The 19,069-nt window shown below is 59.0% G+C and carries 21 protein-coding genes and 2 pseudogenes; 9 read left to right on the plus strand and 14 right to left on the minus strand.

Features of this window, described 5'->3' with window-relative positions; genetic code table 11:
* Nucleotides 1–71 precede the first annotated feature (71 nt).
* From GTU76_RS23960 to pdxH, 4 genes are all read left to right on the plus strand, one after another.
* Entirely contained in the window at nucleotides 72–2,552 is a 2,481-nt protein-coding gene (locus GTU76_RS23960; protein WP_180699758.1) for a beta-galactosidase, read from the plus strand.
* Between the two features lie 191 nt (nucleotides 2,553–2,743).
* A complete protein-coding gene (locus GTU76_RS23965) occupies nucleotides 2,744–3,889 on the plus strand; it encodes a serine hydrolase (RefSeq protein WP_180699759.1) in 1,146 nt (381 codons plus the stop codon).
* Between the two features lie 113 nt (nucleotides 3,890–4,002).
* Nucleotides 4,003–5,103 carry an OmpA family protein gene (locus tag GTU76_RS23970; RefSeq protein WP_016986573.1) on the plus strand — a complete coding sequence of 367 codons (1,101 nt, stop codon included), beginning with the start codon at nucleotides 4,003–4,005 and terminating at the stop codon, nucleotides 5,101–5,103.
* Between the two features lie 24 nt (nucleotides 5,104–5,127).
* A complete protein-coding gene (pdxH, locus tag GTU76_RS23975) occupies nucleotides 5,128–5,775 on the plus strand; it encodes a pyridoxamine 5'-phosphate oxidase (protein WP_180699760.1) in 648 nt (215 codons plus the stop codon).
* 5 nt (nucleotides 5,776–5,780) lie between these two features.
* Here pdxH and GTU76_RS23980 read toward each other — a convergent pair whose 3' ends face one another.
* A complete protein-coding gene (locus GTU76_RS23980; RefSeq protein WP_175555160.1) occupies nucleotides 5,781–6,017 on the minus strand; it encodes a hypothetical protein in 237 nt (78 codons plus the stop codon).
* Nucleotides 6,018–6,197: 180 nt separating this feature from the next.
* Here GTU76_RS23980 and GTU76_RS23985 point away from each other — a divergent pair, with 180 nt between their 5' ends.
* The gene (locus GTU76_RS23985) at nucleotides 6,198–6,662 is read left to right on the plus strand and encodes an outer membrane lipoprotein (RefSeq protein WP_008086349.1); all 465 of its coding nucleotides are present in this window, start codon (nucleotides 6,198–6,200) and stop codon (nucleotides 6,660–6,662) included.
* A gap of 63 nt (nucleotides 6,663–6,725) precedes the next feature.
* Here GTU76_RS23985 and GTU76_RS23990 read toward each other — a convergent pair whose 3' ends face one another.
* The 3 genes and pseudogenes from GTU76_RS23990 to GTU76_RS24000 all read right to left on the minus strand — a co-directional run.
* Nucleotides 6,726–6,959, minus strand: a complete 234-nt coding sequence (locus GTU76_RS23990; protein WP_175555159.1) for a DUF7683 domain-containing protein — start codon at nucleotides 6,957–6,959, stop codon at nucleotides 6,726–6,728.
* A gap of 9 nt (nucleotides 6,960–6,968) precedes the next feature.
* Entirely contained in the window at nucleotides 6,969–7,223 is a 255-nt protein-coding gene (locus tag GTU76_RS23995; RefSeq protein WP_175555158.1) for a colicin E3-like toxin immunity protein, read from the minus strand.
* Between the two features lie 8 nt (nucleotides 7,224–7,231).
* Nucleotides 7,232–7,477 (minus strand): annotated as a pseudogene (locus tag GTU76_RS24000) (colicin E3/pyocin S6 family cytotoxin); the annotation flags it as partial.
* 27 nt (nucleotides 7,478–7,504) lie between these two features.
* Between GTU76_RS24000 and GTU76_RS30290 the strand changes: the two are divergent.
* Nucleotides 7,505–7,624: pseudogene (locus tag GTU76_RS30290) on the plus strand (hypothetical protein); the annotation flags it as partial.
* Between the two features lie 67 nt (nucleotides 7,625–7,691).
* On the opposite strand, the gene GTU76_RS24010 reads toward GTU76_RS30290, so the two are convergent.
* The 3 genes from GTU76_RS24010 to nhaA all read right to left on the minus strand — a co-directional run bounded on the left by GTU76_RS24010 (nucleotide 7,692) and on the right by nhaA (nucleotide 10,503).
* Entirely contained in the window at nucleotides 7,692–7,943 is a 252-nt protein-coding gene (locus tag GTU76_RS24010; protein WP_016986579.1) for a pyocin S6 family toxin immunity protein, read from the minus strand.
* A gap of 10 nt (nucleotides 7,944–7,953) precedes the next feature.
* Nucleotides 7,954–9,147, minus strand: coding sequence for an S-type pyocin domain-containing protein (locus GTU76_RS24015; RefSeq protein ID WP_180699761.1), 1,194 nt, complete (start codon nucleotides 9,145–9,147; stop codon nucleotides 7,954–7,956).
* 171 nt (nucleotides 9,148–9,318) lie between these two features.
* Nucleotides 9,319–10,503 (minus strand): Na+/H+ antiporter NhaA, encoded by a 1,185-nt coding sequence (gene nhaA / locus GTU76_RS24020; protein ID WP_016986581.1) that lies wholly within the window; start codon nucleotides 10,501–10,503, stop codon nucleotides 9,319–9,321.
* A 249-nt stretch (nucleotides 10,504–10,752) separates the two neighbouring features.
* Here nhaA and GTU76_RS24025 point away from each other — a divergent pair, with 249 nt between their 5' ends.
* Nucleotides 10,753–11,847, plus strand: coding sequence for a PLP-dependent cysteine synthase family protein (locus tag GTU76_RS24025; protein WP_175555156.1), 1,095 nt, complete (start codon nucleotides 10,753–10,755; stop codon nucleotides 11,845–11,847).
* A 136-nt stretch (nucleotides 11,848–11,983) separates the two neighbouring features.
* Here the strand turns inward: GTU76_RS24025 and GTU76_RS24030 are convergent, their stop codons facing one another.
* Both GTU76_RS24030 and GTU76_RS24035 read right to left on the minus strand, forming a co-directional pair.
* Entirely contained in the window at nucleotides 11,984–13,597 is a 1,614-nt protein-coding gene (locus tag GTU76_RS24030) for an NAD(P)/FAD-dependent oxidoreductase (RefSeq protein ID WP_016986583.1), read from the minus strand.
* A gap of 97 nt (nucleotides 13,598–13,694) precedes the next feature.
* Nucleotides 13,695–14,348 carry a COG3650 family protein gene (locus GTU76_RS24035; protein ID WP_016986584.1) on the minus strand — a complete coding sequence of 218 codons (654 nt, stop codon included), beginning with the start codon at nucleotides 14,346–14,348 and terminating at the stop codon, nucleotides 13,695–13,697.
* Nucleotides 14,349–14,487: 139 nt separating this feature from the next.
* Between GTU76_RS24035 and GTU76_RS24040 the strand changes: the two genes are divergently transcribed.
* Entirely contained in the window at nucleotides 14,488–14,835 is a 348-nt protein-coding gene (locus tag GTU76_RS24040) for a hypothetical protein (protein WP_038358162.1), read from the plus strand.
* Between the two features lie 7 nt (nucleotides 14,836–14,842).
* Here the strand turns inward: GTU76_RS24040 and GTU76_RS24045 are convergent, their stop codons facing one another.
* Nucleotides 14,843–15,442, minus strand: a complete 600-nt coding sequence (locus GTU76_RS24045; protein ID WP_180699762.1) for a short chain dehydrogenase — start codon at nucleotides 15,440–15,442, stop codon at nucleotides 14,843–14,845.
* Between the two features lie 104 nt (nucleotides 15,443–15,546).
* Here GTU76_RS24045 and GTU76_RS24050 point away from each other — a divergent pair, with 104 nt between their 5' ends.
* Nucleotides 15,547–16,461 carry a LysR family transcriptional regulator gene (locus GTU76_RS24050; protein WP_180699763.1) on the plus strand — a complete coding sequence of 305 codons (915 nt, stop codon included), beginning with the start codon at nucleotides 15,547–15,549 and terminating at the stop codon, nucleotides 16,459–16,461.
* Nucleotides 16,462–16,506: 45 nt separating this feature from the next.
* Here the strand turns inward: GTU76_RS24050 and GTU76_RS24055 are convergent, their stop codons facing one another.
* The 4 genes from GTU76_RS24055 to GTU76_RS24070 are packed head-to-tail and all read right to left on the minus strand — an operon-like array spanning nucleotide 16,507 to nucleotide 18,953.
* Nucleotides 16,507–16,983, minus strand: coding sequence for a DoxX family protein (locus tag GTU76_RS24055; RefSeq protein ID WP_016986588.1), 477 nt, complete (start codon nucleotides 16,981–16,983; stop codon nucleotides 16,507–16,509).
* Entirely contained in the window at nucleotides 16,980–17,738 is a 759-nt protein-coding gene (locus GTU76_RS24060; RefSeq protein WP_175555153.1) for an HvfC/BufC N-terminal domain-containing protein, read from the minus strand. The genes GTU76_RS24055 and GTU76_RS24060 overlap by 4 nt, the downstream gene beginning before the upstream one ends.
* Nucleotides 17,735–18,622, minus strand: a complete 888-nt coding sequence (gene bufB / locus GTU76_RS24065; protein ID WP_016986590.1) for an MNIO family bufferin maturase — start codon at nucleotides 18,620–18,622, stop codon at nucleotides 17,735–17,737. Before bufB ends, GTU76_RS24060 begins: the two co-directional genes overlap by 4 nt.
* A 25-nt stretch (nucleotides 18,623–18,647) precedes the next feature.
* Nucleotides 18,648–18,953: a BufA1 family periplasmic bufferin-type metallophore gene (locus GTU76_RS24070; RefSeq protein WP_016986591.1), complete on the minus strand. Its 306-nt coding sequence runs from the start codon at nucleotides 18,951–18,953 to the stop codon at nucleotides 18,648–18,650.
* Nucleotides 18,954–19,069: the final 116 nt, after the last annotated feature.

A 19,069-nucleotide genomic window follows, 5' to 3' on the forward strand; every position in this document is an offset into this window, starting at 1 on the left:
CCGTGTTGTCTATCTCTCTGCCATCGCTTTTCCATTGGCCCTTGTTGGTCGTTAGGGAGAACTCCGTTCTTATGATCCGCCGTTCGTTGCCCGCCGTATTCGCTTTGATCTTCGCCACGCCGCTGTTTGCGGCGCCTGCGGGTCAGCAGACCCTGTTCAACTTCGTTCGGCCCGCCGATGTGGTCAAAGTCACCACCGAAAACGCTGATCTGCCGCAAGCCAACGCCGAGCAAACGCCTGAGGGCGAAGTGCTGCGCCGGGTGACGTTCAACGCGGTGGCGCGCCCGACCTTGCGTCTGACGCCGCAGACCGGTGCGTGGGACTGGTCGCAGTCCGGCATGATGACCCTGCGCTTGCAGAGCGCAATGGACTGGGCTGTGACGGTCTACGTGCAGATCCAGAGCAATGACGGCCGCACACTGCTCAGCCGCGTCGACCTGCCGGCCGGTCCTGCGCAGACCTTGCTGGTGCCGCTGGTGGCGTCGACGCCGTTGAGTCAGGGCATGAAAGCCGGACCGCCAATGCCAATGACCGTTGATGGTCAACGGATCCTGCTGGCCAGCAGCAGCGGCGAGATTGATCGCAGCCAAGTGGTTTCGGTGAGCCTGTCGATGGATCAGCCGAACGTTGCCCAAAGCTTGCTGCTCGAACGCTTCGGCGTGCAGGACGGCGATTCTGTCACCCAAGCGGTGTACGGCAATCTGGTCGACGCTTACGGGCAATCGACCCGCAGCAAGTGGCCGGAAAAAATCGCCAATGACGAACAACTGAAATCCGCCGCCACCAGGGAACAGCAACAGCTGAAAACCTGGTTGGCCGAGCGTGAGAAGTCCTCGCTGGACAAATTCGGTGGCTGGAACAAAGGCCCGGCGTTCAAGGCCAGCGGTTTCTTCCGCACTGAAAAGCGCGATGGCCGCTGGTATCTGGTCACGCCTGAAGGGCATCCGTTTTACTCGCTGGGCGTGAACACCGTCAGCCCGCAGGTCAACCAGACTTACGTGGCCGGGCGTGAGTACATGTTCGAATCCTTGCCTAAACCTGGTGAGCCCTTGGCCAGACATTTTGGCGAAGGTGACAACCGCGGCGGCAATGGTGTTGATCAGGGCCGCGGTTATGGCAACGGGCGCTGGTATGACTTCTACGGCGCCAACCTGCAGCGCGTGTACGGTGAGCCGTGCAAAGCCGACAGTGAAAGCAAGTCCGGGGTAGCGGAAGCGGCCAAGTCTGCAGCCGCTGAAACGGCCGCCGTCCAAGCCGCCGAGCCTGCCCCTGTACCTGCCGAGCCGAAGTCCGGCGTCGCTGAAGCGGCCAAAACCGAAACCGTACAAGCGACAACAGAACAGGCTGCCGAACCGTGCAAGGCCACCATCGATGAGCAACAGTGGGCCAGCCACACGCTTGATCGCCTGCAAGCCTGGGGCTTCAACACGGTCGGTAACTGGAGTGCCGATTCGCTGAGTGATGCCGATCGCGTGCCATATACCTTGCCGCTGTCGATCGTCGGCGACTACACCAGCATCAGCACCGGCAGCGACTGGTGGGGCGGTATGCCGGATCCATTCGACCCGCGTTTCGCCATGGCCACCGAGCGTGCCGTGGCCATTGCTGCCCGCGATCACCGCGACGATCCGTGGCTGATCGGCTATTACGCCGACAACGAACTGGCCTGGGCCGGTCCCGGGGATGATCCGAAATCCCGTTACGCGCTGGCCTACGGCACGTTGAAAATGACCACCGATGTACCGGCCAAGCGAGCGTTCCTCAAACAGTTGCGCGACAAATACCGCAATCAGGCCGGGCTGTCGAAGGCTTGGGGCATCGAGCTGCCGGCGTGGGAATTGATGGAAGACCCGGGTTTCGTGCCGCCGCTGCCGAACCCGGAGCATCCGGAAATCGAGGCGGACTTCAAATATTTCCAGAAGGTTTTCGCCGACACCTACTTCAAAACCATTTCCGATTCGCTGAAATGGCACGCGCCGAACCAGTTGCTGCTTGGCGGCCGTTTTGCCATCAGTACCCCGGAAGCCGTGGCGTCCTGCGCGCAGTATTGCGATGTGCTTAGCTTCAATATGTACACGCTGAAACCGCAGGATGGTTATGACTTTGCTGCGTTGGGGGCTTTGGACAAACCGGTAATGATCACCGAATTCAACTTTGGCTCAGCGGATCGTGGCCCGTTCTGGGGCGGCGTCACGCCAGTGGCCAAGGAAGAAGATCGCGGCCCGGCGTACGCCAACTTCCTCAAACAGGCCTTGAGCGAACCGTCGATTGTCGGTGTGCATTGGTTCCAGTATCTGGATCAACCGGTGACCGGGCGTCTGCTCGATGGCGAGAATGGTCACTTTGGCCTGGTGGGCGTGACGGATCTGCCGTATCAGGGCTTTGTCGAAACCGTGCGCAAGAGCAATTTGCAGGCGATTGATCAGCTTGGCAAAGAGGCTGAGAAAGCGGCCGCCGCAGCGGGGCATGAGGCTGAGGGTGGCCGCAAGGGCGAGGCCGGTAAAGGGCCGGGGGCAGGGCATGCCGGTGGACATTCGGGGAATGGTCACTAACCTGTGATGCTCTAAAAAGATCGCAGCCTGCGGCAGCTCCTACATGGGAACGCGTTTCTCTGTAGGAGCTGCCGTAGGCTGCGATCTTTTGACTTGGCTTTTAACCGTCTGGCCCGCAGCTGTTCCCAAATCCCTCTAGGGCTGGAACAATGCGGGCCACTTTGTAGAGCGTTTTCGCGGGGGAGTTGCGGGTGCAGATTCAGGGACATTACGAGCTTCAATTCGAAGCGGTGCGCGAAGCTTTCGCGGCACTGTTCGACGATCCCCAGGAACGCGGCGCAGCCCTGTGCATTCAGGTCGGTGGAGAAACCGTCCTCGACCTCTGGTCCGGTACCGCCGACAAGGACGGCGCCGAAGCCTGGCACAGCGACACCATCGCCAATCTGTTCTCCTGCACCAAAACCTTTACCGCTGTCACCGCGCTGCAACTGGTGGGTGAAGGCAAGCTGCAACTGGATGTTCCGGTTGCGCGCTATTGGCCGGAATTCGCCGCTGCCGGCAAAGAATCCGTGACCCTGCGCCAATTGCTCTGCCATCAGGCCGGTCTGCCGGCGCTGCGTGAACTGCTGGCGCCGGAAGCGTTGTATGACTGGCAAACCATGGTCGATGCCCTCGCGGCCGAGGCGCCATGGTGGACGCCGGGCACAGGCCACGGTTATGCCGCAATCACTTACGGCTGGCTGATCGGCGAATTGCTGCGCCGTGCTGACGGTCGTGGGCCGGGCGAATCCATCGTCGCTCGTGTCGCTAGACCTCTGGGTCTGGATTTTCACGTCGGTCTGGCTGACGAGGAATTCCATCGCGTGGCGCACATTGCGCGCGGCAAGGGCAATGCTGGCGATGCCGCCGCCCAACGTCTGCTGCAAGTGACCATGCGCGAGCCCACCGCGATGACCACCCGCGCTTTTACCAACCCACCTTCAGTGCTCACCAGCACCAACAAACCGGAATGGCGGCGCATGCAGCAACCGGCGGCCAACGGCCACGGCAATGCGCGCAGTCTGGCCGGTTTCTACGCGGGCCTGCTCGACGGCAGTCTGCTTGAAAGCGACATGCTTGAAGAGCTGACCCGCGAACACAGCCTCGGCGAAGACAAGACTTTGCTGACCCGGACTCGTTTTGGCCTCGGCTGCATGCTTGATCAGCCGGACGTGCCCAACGCCACTTATGGCCTCGGCCCCAAGGCGTTTGGTCATCCGGGCGCGGGCGGTTCCATCGGTTTCGCTGATCCTGAGCATGATGTCGCCTTCGGTTTTGTGACAAATACCCTTGGGCCGTACGTCTTGATGGATCCGCGCGCGCAGAAGCTCGCGCGGGTGCTTGCCACTTGTCTGTAAAGTTTCATCCGAGGTCCCAGGGTCGGAACCTCAAGCGGTTTTTCGTTTCAAAACGGCTGTTTATCCGGGCGAAAGTGCTCTGATTTTTCATTACTTCATTTTGTGGATTTTCAATGTCATCTAAAAAGACCCTCGCCCTGGCCCTGTGTGTAGCGATCACCGGTTGTGCACAGACCCCGAAAAACGATGCGGACGGCGGCAGTTGGTGGCCGTTCGGCTCTTCCGACAAAGTGGCGGCCAAGGAGCCGGCACCGGCGCCTTTGAAACCGGCGGCGACTGCACCGGTTGCCAAAACTGAAAGCAGCAACCCTTGGTATTGGCCGTTCGGTTCCGATGATGAAGCCGCCAAGGCTGACATGAAGGCTGAAGTCGCGCCTGAAGCCAAGAAGCCGGTCGTCGTGGCCAAGGCTGACGCCGACACCGGCAGCAAATGGTGGTGGCCGTTCGGCGGCAAGGATCAGCCGACCACCAAAGCTGTGCCGATGCCGGATCCGAAAGTGACCCAGGCTTGGCTCGACGACTACGAGCCGCGTCTGCGTGAAGCGGTCAAGGACAGCAACCTGCAACTCGAACGCCGTGAAAACGTGCTGGTCGTGACCGCGCCGGTTGAAGGCTCGTTCAACCCGGATCGTCCTGCCATGCTGCTGCCGGTCACCCTCGGCCCGTTCACCCGCGTGGCGAAAATCCTCGAAGCTGACCCGAAAACCGCCGTTCTGGTATTGGGCCACAGTGACTCCAGCGGTGCCGCTCCGGCCAACATCAAGTTGAGCCAGGAACGTGCCCAGGCCATTGCCGCGATTTTCCGCCTCAGCGGTTTGCAGCGTGATCGCCTGATGCTGCGCGGCATGGGTTCCGAAGCCCCGCGTGCGGCCAACGACAGCGTTGAAGGTCGCGCCCTGAACCGTCGTGTCGAACTGTTGGTAACCCCGCAAAACACCATGGTCGCGCTGCTGAGCAAGTACAACATGCCAGCGCCGAAGCCAGTGACCATGGTCGCGGCGCAGGACGTCAAGCCAGCCGCTAAACCGGTAACCCCGGCTCCTGCGGCGAAAAAGGCCGCTGTGCCGGCAACCAAAAAGGCTCCGGCCAAGAAAGCCGCTGCCAAAGCGCCAGCTAAAAAGACCCCGGCCAAGGCTCCAGCGAAGAAAACCACACCAGCCAAAGCCGCCGCGACCGACAAGAAAGTCGCCGCGACCGATACCACCAAGAAGTGATCCGCTAACGAAAAGGAATGCGCCATGACCCAGGCTCTGGCAGATATGCGTCGTGATTACACCCGGGATGGTCTGACCGAGGCGCAAGCTCCGGCCGAGCCGTTTGCGTTGTTCCACCAGTGGTTCGCCGACGCGGTGAAAACCGAACAGGCGCCGGTGGAAGCCAACGCCATGACCCTGGCCACGGTCGACAAGGATGGGCGACCGCACTGCCGTATTCTGCTGCTCAAGGGCCTGGACGAGCAGGGCTTCACCTTCTTCACCAACTACGACAGCGCCAAGGGCCAGCATCTGGCGGCCAACCCGTTCGCCGCCATGACCTTCTTCTGGCCGACCCTGGAACGTCAGGTGCGCATCGAAGGGCGGGTGGTCAAGGTCACGCCCGCGGAGTCGGATGCGTATTATCAGGTGCGCCCACTGGGCAGCCGCCTCGGTGCCTGGGCATCACCGCAGAGCCGGGTGATCAACGGGCGCGGTGAGCTGGAAGATTTGCTCAAGGCCACCGAGCAGCGTTTCTCCGATACTCAGCCCGACTGCCCGGAACACTGGGGCGGTTACCGCTTGCTGCCGGAGCGCATCGAATTCTGGCAGGGCCGTCCGAGCCGTCTGCACGATCGCCTCAACTACCGTGTGCAGGGCGCCGACTGGATTCTTGAACGTCTGGCACCCTGAGCAGTCTACCGAGCGGGATAGCCTGCCGCAGCGGCCTCCAGCCACTTCGGCAGATCCCGGCGCTTGATCTTCTGCATCTGAGCATTCGCTAACTGTTCGAGCATGAAGGCGCGTTTGCCTTCATCCTTGCCCGCCAGCGACAACGCCAGGTCGCGATCCATCCAGCGTTTGATCCGCACGTACAACCACCAATGGAAGTACAGACCGACGGCCGTGGTGACGACGATGATGAAGTAATCCATGAAAATCCTTGGTGTCCGTGGCGCAGAATCGGTAATTTGGCGCTACTGTAGGGGCTACGTCAGGGAGAGCGTGCAGGTGTCTGTACCGCGCCTGAATGAAAGCCAATTTATCCGGGCGGTGTCGTGACAGGCGTCAAGCCACGGAGTTTAATGAATATATGTTTCTTTGGAGTTGATGCTATGCGTAAGTCTGTTCTGCTGGTTGCTTCCTTTTCCACGATGGCGATGTTGCTTACCGGCTGCCAATCGAGCCTGACCGGTGACTCCTACTCCCGTGACGAAGCGCGTCGCGTGCAGACGATTCGCATGGGCACCATCGAATCCCTGCGCCCGGTGAAAATCGAAGGCACCAAAACCCCGATCGGCGGCATCGCCGGTGCAGCAGTCGGCGGCGTTGGCGGCAGCGCCATCGGCGGCGGCAAGGGCAGCATCGTTGCAGCCGTTATCGGTGCGGTGGCGGGCGGTCTGATTGGTTCGGCGACCGAAGAAGGTCTGACCCGTACTCAAGGTGTGGAAATCACCGTACGTGAAGATGACGGCAGCATGCGTGCCTATGTGCAGCAGGTGCAGGAGAACGAAGTGTTCCGCGTTGGCGAACGCGTGCGTATCTCCACCGTTGGCGGAACCAGCCGCGTTTCGCACTAAGCGGAATTCAGGGTAAAGAAAACCCCGATCAGGTGACTGGTCGGGGTTTTTCTTTATCGTGTTTCAACGTCCATTACACGTCAGTTGGAAGGTGTACTTCGGATCGAAGACATTCTTCCCGATCAGCTTCTCCAATGAGGCAAGCTGATCATTTGAGAGGTCGTAACCCTCCCAGCCCTGCTGCTTGGAAGACCAGATCATGATGGCTGCCAGATTCTCGTCACATCCTGGAGGTAATTCCTCTTCAAAAACGAGAAACTCTGTTTTCCTATCGAATGCTTCAATCCTATAAGTCATAAGAGACCGTCACCAGACATCGCTGTAGTCAAAAGAGATCTGATAATCGTAAGTTTTGAAGACGATGCTATGTTGAAAGTACGGCTGAATGACTCGAATCCACTCTTCGAGAATATTGAAACCGCCATTGTTTATGTTGTTTTCCACAGGTATACCCAAAGCATTCAAAACGGTTTCATCATCGCCTAAATCCTTGGAATACTCTTCGCCCTCGCATAGATGGTTTTGCTTGTCGTACCACTCCAGCCTCAGTTTTAATCCCATCATCAACCTCACAAATATTTTTTTCTGATGCTTCTTTCATCTTTCGGGTCCTCGCGTCGCTCTCCTGTAAAAGGGTCAAACGCGCCTAGGTGAGTTCCGTCACTTGCTCGGTAAACCTCCAACTCTCCGTGCATCGAGTCCTACTCGTAAGTTCTTCTGCCTTTTGCATCCTTCCAGCGATCCCGATGCCCTCCGTTGTATGGCGGTTTCTTTTTTGCTCTTCTCAAATCAGGAAAGGCTGGGATATCTACCGTTTCAGGGGATGGGGGTTAGGTATGTCCCGTGAAGACGACGGCAGCATGCTTGCCTATGTGCAGCAGGTTCAGGAAAATAAAGTGTTCCGCGTCGGCGAGCACGTGCGCTTTCCCGCCCATGGCGGAACCAGCCGAATTTCGCACTAAGCGGGAACGAGCGATAAAAGATAACCCCAATCAAGTTACTGGTCGGGGTTTTCTTTTTTACTTCGAGTCAGTAATCAGCACATGTGCCCATAAAAAATTCTAAACCCTTCGGGAAGTTAACGTTTAGAAGGGTTTCCAGCGCAGCTACTTGATCTGCGCTCAATAACAACTCCCCAGGTTCCAGTTCGCTGAGGGGCTTGGACTCGATGAGATGAGCGACTTTTTCATTTAACTCGCTTCCGGTGATATCCAACTCGAACTGCAAAGAGTTATCTTGAGCGTCATCAGGATAAAAACCGGTTATCGAAAGGTAGCGCATGTATCAATCCTTAATTTCTGGAGGTTTTTCTGTCCGGTACTGCAGGCCCGGTTTGTTCACCCGTCAGGTGATTGAATTCGCCCAAATGAGTTGTTCCCAATTTGTCGTATTTTTCCACAGCGTTACTTTTGTAATCCCATTCATAGATTCGACCTTTGCGATCTACCCACCGTGCTCGCTGCTTTCCGCCACCTTTGACCGATGATTTCGACTTTACTCTAACTGCGTCAGGGAAGGCCGGTAGTGTCTTTGGGTGGCCGTAGTAAACATGGTCGCGAGCCCGACTTAAAACGATGTAAACCGGCCGAATCCCAGAATGCGACGGAAAAACCAAAATAAAATCCCGATACTCTGGAGGATAAACCGGATTCACCAGTATCCCGTCCGCCGCTTTCGTCGGCGGATACACCCAGATATGCGGCGCCTGCGGTGCAGCCTCCAGCGCCGGAATGCCGAGGATGTCGGAGCCATCCACAGCCGGCGTCCAGATCAGTTCTACGCCTTCGCTCAAGTCAGCAATGAACTGGCTGTCACGCAACTTGAACTGCACGACATCAACCATTTCCCAATCGCGATTCTTGCCGGTGTAGAAACCGTAGCCCTTCAGACTGCCGTCGGCCTGCTGTTCGACCCTCAGCCGAACACGCGTTCGCGCCTGTTCAAGTCCACGCAGTTGTTCGTCGGTATAGAGCGCGCTGTCACCAAGGCTTGAGGGCATGAACAGCGCCACCAGGGTCACCAATGGCGTGATCACTGCGGTGGATATAACTGTGGGCAGTGCTTTGAAAGCCGAACCCGTCAACGCGAAACTGCCGAAGCCTGCCGGGATGGCCGTTGCACCGATTTTCTTGAGCGGAACTGCGCCGCTTTCATCCGCCTCACGCGCGCCCAGCAGAATCAGGTCGCCGTAATCCTTCAGGCTGTCAGTCGGCACCATCCCCGAAGGATTGGAGTAATCGATAATCGCATCCGGCAATTTGCAGGACTTGGCGAATACGCAGCCAGCGCGAACGGGATCGGCTTTTTTGACCGCCACCTCACGGCTGCGCTCGAAAGCATCCTGTCGGGCCAGCATGGCGTCGTAAGCGTTTTGTCTGGCGTCGCGCTCGGCCAGTTCAGTGGCCGTCATGTAGCGGTAGGTGACGTGATGCCCGTCGCCTTGCGGTGGGTTTTGAACCCGGGGAATGTCCTTGTTGCCAGCCACTGATCGTCCTTTCGCTCATCCATCGACAGCCCTTCGCAAAGGGCTGCGCAACGTTAACGAAGCAGGAAAATGATGGCTGTAGGACGCGTCGCTAAAGACGTGGGGATTGTTCGCTGTGTAACGGGAACGCAGGAAGTTTGTGGCGAGGGCGCTTGACCCTCGCCACAGAGGTTATATCGGTTGGGAGTTCTTGCGACTCGCCGCCGCCGTCACCGCATAACCAATCAACGCCGCCAGAATCGACCCGGTCAAAATCCCCATCCGGTCCATGCCAGCGTAATCACTTACACCAGGCTCAAACGCCAGTGAACCGACAAACAGGCTCATGGTGAAGCCAATGCCGCACAGGATCGCTACACCCATGACCTGGCCCCAGTTGGCGCCTTGGGGCAGGGTGGCGATGCCGATCTTGACGGCCAGCCAGGTCAGGCCGAATACACCGACGGTCTTGCCCAGCAGCAGGCCTACCGCAATGCCCATCGGCACGTGGTGAGTGAAGCTTTCGACAGTGACACCGCTCAGCGACAGGCCAGCGTTGGCGAAGGCGAACAGCGGCAGGATGCCGTAGGCCACCCACGGGTGCAGCGCGTGTTCGAGGGTCAGTAGTGGCGACGGCTCGGCGTTTTTCGTGCGCAATGGAATGCAGAAGGCCAGGGTTACGCCCGCCAGCGTGGCGTGGACACCGCTCTTGAGGACGCAGACCCAGAGGATCAAACCGATGATCATGTACGGCCCAAGCTTGACCACCCCGAGCCGGTTCATCGCCACCAGCGCCGCGATGCACGCTGCCGCCAGACCCAGCGAAAGGGTCGAGAGTTCGCCGGAATAGAAAATTGCGATGATCACGATGGCGCCGAGGTCATCGATGATCGCCAAGGTCATCAGGAACAGTTTCAGCGATACCGGCACGCGCTTGCCGAGCAATGCCAGCACGCCGAGGGCGAAGGCAATGTCGGTGGCGGTCGGGATCGCCCACCCGTCGAGGGCTGCCGGATTGTCACGGTTGAGGAACCAGTAGATCAGCGCCGGCACCAGCATGCCGCCGATCGCGGCCGCACCGGGCAGGACGATCTGCGACGGCTTGGACAGCTGGCCGTCGAGGACTTCGCGCTTCACCTCCAGGCCGATGAGCAGGAAGAACATCGCCATCAGACCGTCGTTGATCCACAGCAGCAGAGGTTTAGCGATTTTCAACGCACCGATCTGCGCCACCACCGGAGTGTCGAGCAGGCCGGTATACAGCCACGACAGTGGCGAGTTGTTGATAATCAAAGCCAGGATGGCTGCGGCGATCAATAACAGACCGCTGGCAGCTTCCAACTGAAAGAAACGCGTGAAAGTGCTACGCAGAGGCAAGGTCGCTCTCCATCGATAAAGTCAAAGGTGGGACACCCTAACCCGTACTGTTAGTTGTTAAAACAAAAGTTATATTCTTTTTTGTTATATGGCGTTACAAGGTGTCTGGCTCAAGCCACGCTGAGCCTAGCAGTTGCCGGACATATTGAGACTCAGCTGTATCTGTGCGCGCTATAGGATTTTTCCTAAGCTGATGAGTGAGCCTTTCGAACAGCTTCATCTCCTGCCGATTCAACGAGAACCATCACCATGAGCGACAACCGACAGTGGGCCCGCGAAGCGATCCGCATCATCGAAGCGGATTTTCAGCGCAGCGCCGACACCCACCTGATCCCTTTGCCGCTGCCAGGTTTTGCGGGCATCGAGTTGTACTTCAAGGATGAGTCCAGCCACCCGACTGGCAGTCTCAAACATCGCTTGGCCCGCTCGCTGTTTCTTTATGCGCTGTGTAACGGCTGGTTGAAGCCCGGCGCGCCGGTGATCGAGGCGTCCAGCGGTTCAACGGCGATTTCCGAGGCGTATTTCGCGCGGATGCTCGGTTTGCCGTTCATTGCGGTGATGCCGGCGACCACCTCCAAAGAGAAGATTGCGCAGATCGCTTTTTACGGTGGCCAGAGCCACTTGGTGAAAGATCCGACGCAGATCTACGCCGAGTCCGAGCGTCTGGCCCGCGAACATGGCGGTCACTTCATCGACCAGTTCACCTACGCCGAACGTGCCACTGACTGGCGGGCGAACAACAACATTGCTGAATCGATCTTCCAGCAGATGCGCTACGAGAAACATCCGGAACCGAGCTGGCTGATTTCCAGCCCCGGCACCGGCGGCACCACCGCAACGCTTGGCCGTTACGTGCGCTATCGCCAGCATTGCACCCGCGTGTTGTGTGCCGATGCCGAGCGTTCGGTGTTCTTTGATTATTACCAGACGGGTGATGCCAGTTTGCGTCTGGATTGCGGTTCGCGCATTGAAGGCATTGGCCGGCCGCGGGTTGAAGCGTCGTTTCTGCCCAAGGTGATCGATGCGATGGTCAAAGTGCCTGACGCCTTGTCGCTGGCGGCCATGCACTATCTGGCGCAACGTCTGGGACGGCATGTTGGCGGCTCGAGCGGGACCAATCTGATCGGCGCCTTGATGGCGGCGCAACAGATGAAAGCAGCGGGGGAGTCGGGGTCGATCGTGGCGATATTGTGCGATGGTGGCGAGCGTTATGCCGACACCTATTACGATCAGGATTGGCTGAAGGCGCAGGGTTATGAGTTGAGTGGGTTGATCGACGCGGTGGCTGCGAGTGCCGAGCGGGGGGAGCTGCTGCCGACCTCAGTCCTGCGCGCCAATATCTGAAGAAACGCAAAAACCAATGTGGGAGCGAGCTTGCTCGCGAAGGCATCATCTCATTCAACATCATCATTGACTGAAATAGCGCTTTCGCGAGCAAGCTCGCTCCCACAGGGTTTTGTGTTGGGTCAGCGAGTGCTGATCAAGCTTCGAGGCCGAGAATATCGCGCGCCACGGCTTCTGCGATGCGAATCCCGTCCACACCCGCCGACAGAATCCCGCCCGCATAACCCGCGCCTTCACCGGCCGGGAACAAGCCCTTCACGTTCATGCTCTGCAAAGATTCGTTACGCGTGATGCGCAGCGGCGATGAAGTACGCGTCTCGATCCCGGTCAACACCGCATCGTGCAGCGAGTAGCCGCGAATCTGCTTTTCGAACGCCGGCAACGCTTCACGAATCGCTTCGATGGCGAAATCCGGTAGAGCCAAGGCCAGATCGCCCAGCGCCACCCCCGGTTTGTACGACGGCTCGACTTCACCCAGCTCGGTCGAAGGAATGTCGTTGATGAAGTCGCCCACCAGTTGCGCCGGCGCCTTGTAATCGCTGCCACCCAGAATGAACGCGTGGGATTCCAGGCGTTCCTGCAACTCGATGCCTGCCAGCGGGCCGCCCGGATAATCGACTTCCGGGGTGATGCCGACGACGATGCCGGAGTTGGCGTTGCGCTCGTTACGCGAGTACTGGCTCATGCCGTTAGTGACCACGCGGTTCGGCTCGGAAGTCGCCGCGACCACGGTGCCGCCCGGGCACATGCAGAAGCTGTAGACCGAGCGGCCGTTCTTGGCGTGGTGCACCAGTTTGTAGTCGGCGGCACCGAGTTTCGGGTGGCCTGCGTACTTGCCCAGACGCGCGCGGTCGATCAGCGATTGCGGGTGTTCTATGCGGAAACCCACCGAGAACGGTTTGGCTTCCATGAACACGCCACGGCTGTGGAGCATGCGGAAAGTGTCGCGGGCGCTGTGGCCGAGGGCCAGAACCACGTGTTTGGAATGCAGGGTTTCGCCGCTGGCCAATTGCACGCCAACCAGTTGGCCGTCTTCGATCAGCACGTCGGTGACGCGTTCCTGGAAGCGCACTTCGCCGCCCAGTTCGCGGATCTGCTCGCGCATGTTTTCAACCATGCCGGTCAGGCGGAACGTACCGATGTGCGGTTTGCTGACGTAGAGGATTTCTTCCGGCGCGCCGGCCTTGACGAACTCGTGCAGGACTTTGCGGCCGAGGAACTTCGGGTCCTTGATCTGGCTGTACAGCTTGCCGTCGGAGAACGTGCCCGCGCCGCCTTCGCCGAACTGCACGTTGGATTCCGGGTTGAGTACGCTTTTACGCCACAGGCCCCAAGTGTCCTTGGTGCGCTGACGGACTTCGGTGCCACGCTCGAGGACGATCGGCTTGAAGCCCATTTGTGCCAGCAGCAGGCCGGCGAAGATCCCGCACGGGCCGAAACCGACGACGATCGGGCGCTGGCTCAGGTCGCTCGGCGCCTGACCGACGAATTTGTAGCTGACATCCGGCGCCACGTTGACGTTACGGTCGTCGGCGAACTTGCCCAACACTTTCGCCTCGTCGCGCACTTCGAGGTCGATGGTGTAGATGAAGCACAGTTCGGAGGACTTTTTGCGCGCATCGTAGCTGCGCTTGAACAAGGTGAAATCGAGCAAGTCATCGCTGGCGATGCCCAGGCGCTGCACGATGGCAGGGCGCAGGTCTTCTTCGGGATGGTCGATTGGCAGCTTGAGTTCAGTGATTCGTAACATGGCGAGGATCCGGGTTCGCGGGGCGCACAACTGCGCCAGGGCGTTTGAAGGCCGCGATTATAAGCCGCAAAGGCCGGATCCGGTGAGGCTAAAACGCTCAGTCGTTGCGCGATCCGCCGAAATACCCGCAACCGCGCTGCACCTGGCCGTCGATGCGCAACTCGGCGCTCATGTGCTGCACGCTGCCGGTGCTGCTGTCGACGCAGCGCTGAGGCGCGACCCACAATTCGATGCGCTGGTTGTTGGCTTCGCTGCTCAGATTGAAGCGACCGTCGCCCAGTTGTTCTTCAACATAGGGTACGGCGAGTGGCGGCTGGCCTTCACGGTCGATGACCATGCCTTTGCCGCTGACTTTGACATTCCACTCCGGGCCATGGCCGGTGGCGCGCAGGATCAGCAGTTTGAAGTTGGGGTCATCGCAGGCTGTGCCGGAACGCTCGACGCGGTACAGCTGAGTCAGATCGAGACGGTCGCCAGCGACCTTGCCGCGCACATCGGCGAACAGCTTGCCTTGCTCATCAGCGAGCGTCGCGGCTTCTTGCAGAATGCTGGTACCACCGATGTCATTGACGACGAGCTGGCGCTGCTCCTGACATGGCTGGAACACCAGTTTGCCGTCAGCGGCGGTCAGTTGCCCCTGCATCCGCGTCTGCCCGACGTGCGAGGCACTTTCTCGCTGGCCATCGAACAACTGGCAAGCGGCAAACAACGGCAGCAGGGCAACAAGGACTAACGAACGGGCAACACGCATCTTCGGCTCTCCAGACAAGTGTCGCCACGTTACTGAGGCTGGCTGTCGATCACAAGTTTTGTCTGGCCACTATTGAGTCGGGTTTAGGGGCACCGCATAGTCTCGCGCTTGTCTTGTTGGATAGATCAAGGAGCACTTCATGCAATGGAAGGTCGCGATATTGCTATTGGTAACGGTCTGCGCTGGCACCAGCCACGCCGCTGATCTGGATTTTTCCTCAGCGGCTGATTTCACCAGGATGGAAATTCTGCTCAAGGATGATCAGGGTGCCCATCCGGACCTTGTTCAGCTCTCCGTTACCCTTGCTCCCGAAGCGGCCGCGCGGGCCAAGACCACAAGTCGTGAAGCGCTGGGCCAGCCATTGAACCTGTCAATCAATGGCCAGCACGTTTCAACAACGACAGTGCATTCGGAGCTCGGTGAGTTGCTCAGGATCGTGATGCCGCGCCATGTTGCCAAAAGCCTCCTACCGACCTTGATCGAGTAAATGCAGCTCAGCCAACATGAAACGTCTGACCGGTTTGCAGGCCTTCAACACTTTTCGCGTAGGCCAATGCCACATCCGCCGCAGGAACCGGCTTGTAGCCACGGAAATACGGGGCGTAGCTACCCATGGCTTCGAGCAGTACGGTCGGGCTGATCGAGTTCACTCGCAGGCCGCGCGGCAATTCGATGGCGGCCGCGCGGACGAAGCTGTCGAGGGCGCCGTTGACCAGCGCTGCCGAGGCGCCGCTGCGGATCGGATCGTGGCTGAGTACGCCGGTGGTAAAGGTGAATGACGCGCCGTCATTGGCGAATTCGCGACCGATCAGCAGCAGATTGACCTGGCCCATCAGTTTGTCTTTGAGGCCGAGGGAGAAGCTGCCTTCATTCATCTCACCCAGCGGGGCGAAAGTCACGTTGCCCGCCGCGCACACCAGTGCATCGAACTTGCCGGTCTGTTCGAACAACTTGCGGATCGATGCGCTGTCACTGATATCGACATTGAAATCGCCGCTGTTGCGACCGATACGAATGACGTCGTGGCGTTGCGAGAGTTCTTTGTCCACCGCCGAACCAATGGTGCCGCCAGCGCCTATCAACAGAATCTTCATCGAGCTGTACCTCAAGTGATTGAACGAGGTTTCAGTCTAGAGTGGTTTTTTCTGCGGATAAGCGCACTAATAGGCAACCTTTGGTTTTCAAATGGAAACAATCCATGAGCGAAATGGATGATCTGGCGGCGTTCGCGGTGTTGATCGAGGCCGGCAGTTTCACCCTGGCGGCGCAGCAGTTGGGCTGCAGCAAGGGGCAATTGTCCAAGCGCATCAGCCAGCTCGAAGCACAGTTTTCCGTCGTCTTGCTGCAACGCACCACCCGGCGCTTGAGCCTGACCGCGGCGGGCGCGGCATTGTTGCCGCAAGCGCAGGCGCTTGTAGTCCAGGTCGAAAAAGCGCGTCAGGCATTGGCGCGATTGAAGGACGACATGGCCGGTCCGGTACGCATGACGGTGCCGGTTTCACTGGGGGAAACCTTCTTTGACGGTCTGCTGTTGGAGTTCTCGCATCAATATCCCGAGGTGCAGATCGAGCTGGAGCTGAACAACAGTTACCGCGATCTGTCACGGGACGGCTTTGATCTGGCGATCCGCAGCGAAGTGGCCAATGACGAACGACTGGTCGCCAAGCCGTTACTTGCCTGGCAGGAAATGACCTGCGCCAGCCCGGCGTATCTCGAGCGTTTCGGTGAACCGCTGACGCCACAGGCACTGGCCGAGCATCGCTGCTTGCTCAACAGCCACTACAGCGGACGTGAGGAATGGCTGTATCACCAGCAGCATGAATTGTTACGGGTGCGAGTATCAGGACCGTTTGCCAGCAACCATTACAACTTGCTGAAGAAAGCCGCACTCAGTGGCGCCGGGATTGCGAGGTTACCTTCCTACTTGCTGCAGGCGGAATTGGCTGACGGCCGATTGCGCTGGCTCCTGCGCGATTTTCAGACCCGGCGCATGCCGATGTACCTGGTGCATCCGTATCAGGGCGGATTGCCGAAGCGCACGCAGGTGCTCGCGGATTATCTGATCGGCTGGTTCAAGCGCAGCGGCGAAGCGCTGGATCGACTTCAGCGCTGACTTCATTCTCCTGTGGGAGCAGGCTCGCTCCCACAAGGATTTTGTTTATTTTGCGAAACGGCGGGCGATCAGATGATCAATCGATAACTTGCCCGGCCCGGTCGTCATCAGGTACAGCAACACCGCTGCCCACGTGCCGTGAGTCGGATACGCATCCGGATACACAAACAGTTGAATAGTCAGCGTCATGCCCAACAGCGCCAGTGCCGAAAACCGCGTGGCGAAGCCGATCAGAATCATCAGCGGGAAAAAATGCTCGGCAAAAGCGGCCATGTGCGCGGCAATCTCTGGCGACAGCAGCGGCACGTGGTATTCGCTTTTGAACAGTGGAATGGTCGAGTCGGCCAAGCGCGGCCAGCCAGGTTGAAAGGTGCCATCGATCAGGTCGATGGCCAGCCCTTCGACCTTGGTCTGCCCGGACTTCCAGAACACCGCTGCAATCGAGAAACGTGCAATGAAGGCGATCAGGCTGTGGGGAATTTTCTCCAGCAGCGCGATGGCGCGGGTGATGAGCGTTTTCATGGCAGTTCCTTGTTATGCAAGTGGGTGATGGCGTTGTGCGCGATCAGCAGGCCGAGGGTGCGCCCAAGATCGAATTCAGGACTGTTTTCGGCCGCTGCCAATAGCGGTTGGCCGTCGATCAGGTGGCGGATAAACATGCTGGCGCCGGGCTCAAGGGCGAACACTTCGACGTCCAGACCATTGCGCAAAACCAGAGCGTGTTGCCGCCGATTGATCTCGATGCCTTCCAGCGTTGCGTTCTGTTGATGCACTGCCCAGATCGCGACCACGGCATAGGCCGAATCGAGCAAGTGCAGCGATGGATGAAGTGCCAGGCAGAGTTCGCTCAAAGTATGAGGGCAGGCCAGCGCTGCGGTGATTTGCTCCGGTCGCACCGGTTCGGCATCGGCGGCGTGATAGGCCTGTGTGCGCAGGTGCTCAAGGCGCGCGACATCGGCCAGATAAGGCACGCTGGAGGCCGGCTCGAAGACGCCGATGAAATCCGCGAACGTTTCGCCATAGCCGCTCATCAACTGACTTTGTGGCGGCTGCTGCTGGACGAAAATGGCCGCCATCGCGCGGAAAAACTCCTCGCCGACCAACTGGACGACCACCGGATAGCTGTCGGCCAACGCGTTGATCAATGAGCTCTGTACGTTGTTGCGATACACCGAAAAACGGCTCGCGGGATCTGCACCGTTGGGGCTGCAGAGGCCATCGGGGCAGGGCAGTCGCACATCGAGCAGCGCAGCGCTGAACGCTGCTTGAGTACTCATGACTGACTCCCGGCGCCCATCAGCAACGCATCGGCGTGCTGGGCTTCGGCCAGTAACACCTCGAATGAAGGCACCTGATTGTCGCGTTCGATCAGCGTCGCTATCGGGCCGATGTGCTGCAGTACTTGCCGGTACAAACTCCAGACGGCTTGATCGATGGGCGCGCCGTGATCGTCGATCAACAAGCGGTCACCGAGGCTGTCGCAGTCTTCGGCAAACCCGGCCAGATGAATTTCTCCAACCGCGTGCAGCGGCAGGGCATCGAGATACGCCAGCGGATCACGCTGATGGTTCACACAGGAAACGTAGACATTATTGACGTCCAGCAACAGACCACAGCCGCTGCGGCGCACGACCTCTGCGATGAAGTCTGCTTCGTCGATGGTCGAGTGCTGAAACGCCAGATAGGTTGCCGGATTCTCCAGCAGCATGGGGCGCTGGAGGCTGTTTTGCACCTGGTCGATATGCTCACAGACGCGGTTCAGCGTCGGCGTGTCATAAGCCAGCGGCAGCAGATCATTGAGAAACACCGGGCCATGGCTCGACCAGGCCAGGTGTTCGGAAAAGGAGTGTGGTTGATAGCGCTCGATCAGCTCGGCAAGGCGCTTGAGATGCTGTTGATCCAGCGGCCCTTCAGCACCGATGGACAAACCAACACCGTGTAGCGACAGCGGATACTGTTCGCGGATCAAACCGAGAAAATGATGAAACGGACCGCCGTCGACCATGTAGTTTTCGGCGTGGACTTCGAAGAAACCGATGTCCGGTCGGGAATCGAGCACTTCACGAAAGTGCCCGGTCTTGAGCCCCAGCCCGGCACGGGGCGCAAGCCCAGTGAGGGCTGCCTGAGTGCAGGAGGGGGCATGGTCATTGATTGTGAGCATGATCGTCACTCAGGCAGACCAACGATCAGGACTTGGCTTTGAAGGCTTCCATCTGACCGAAACCGGTCGGCGAGGTTTTGCTTTCAGTGGTGGCGCAGGTGCCTTTCGGAACGAGTTTCCAGGCGTTGGCCTGGTAGTCCATTTTCGCTGTGCCGGCACAGGTGGTGCCTGCGCCTGCTGCGCAATCGTTGTGACCTTTCATGGCCACGCCGAAGCATTTTTCCATGTCGGCGTCTGCGGCATGGGCGGTCGATACAGCGGCCATGCTCAGGGCAGAGCCGAGGGCCAGAACCAGGGCGGTGGCGGACAGGGTGCGGGTGGTAGCAGTCATGGTGTTTCTCCAGTCTTGGTCAGGGTTTTTACAAGCGGTTTGTGCTTGCTTACCCCACTAGAGAAAGCTCATGGCGATGCGTTACAGCCCCGCCAAATCTTTTTCAGAAAAAACGC

Origin of the sequence: Pseudomonas crudilactis (genome assembly GCF_013433315.1) — a bacterium.
Classification (GTDB): Bacteria; Pseudomonadota; Gammaproteobacteria; order Pseudomonadales; family Pseudomonadaceae; genus Aquipseudomonas; species Aquipseudomonas crudilactis.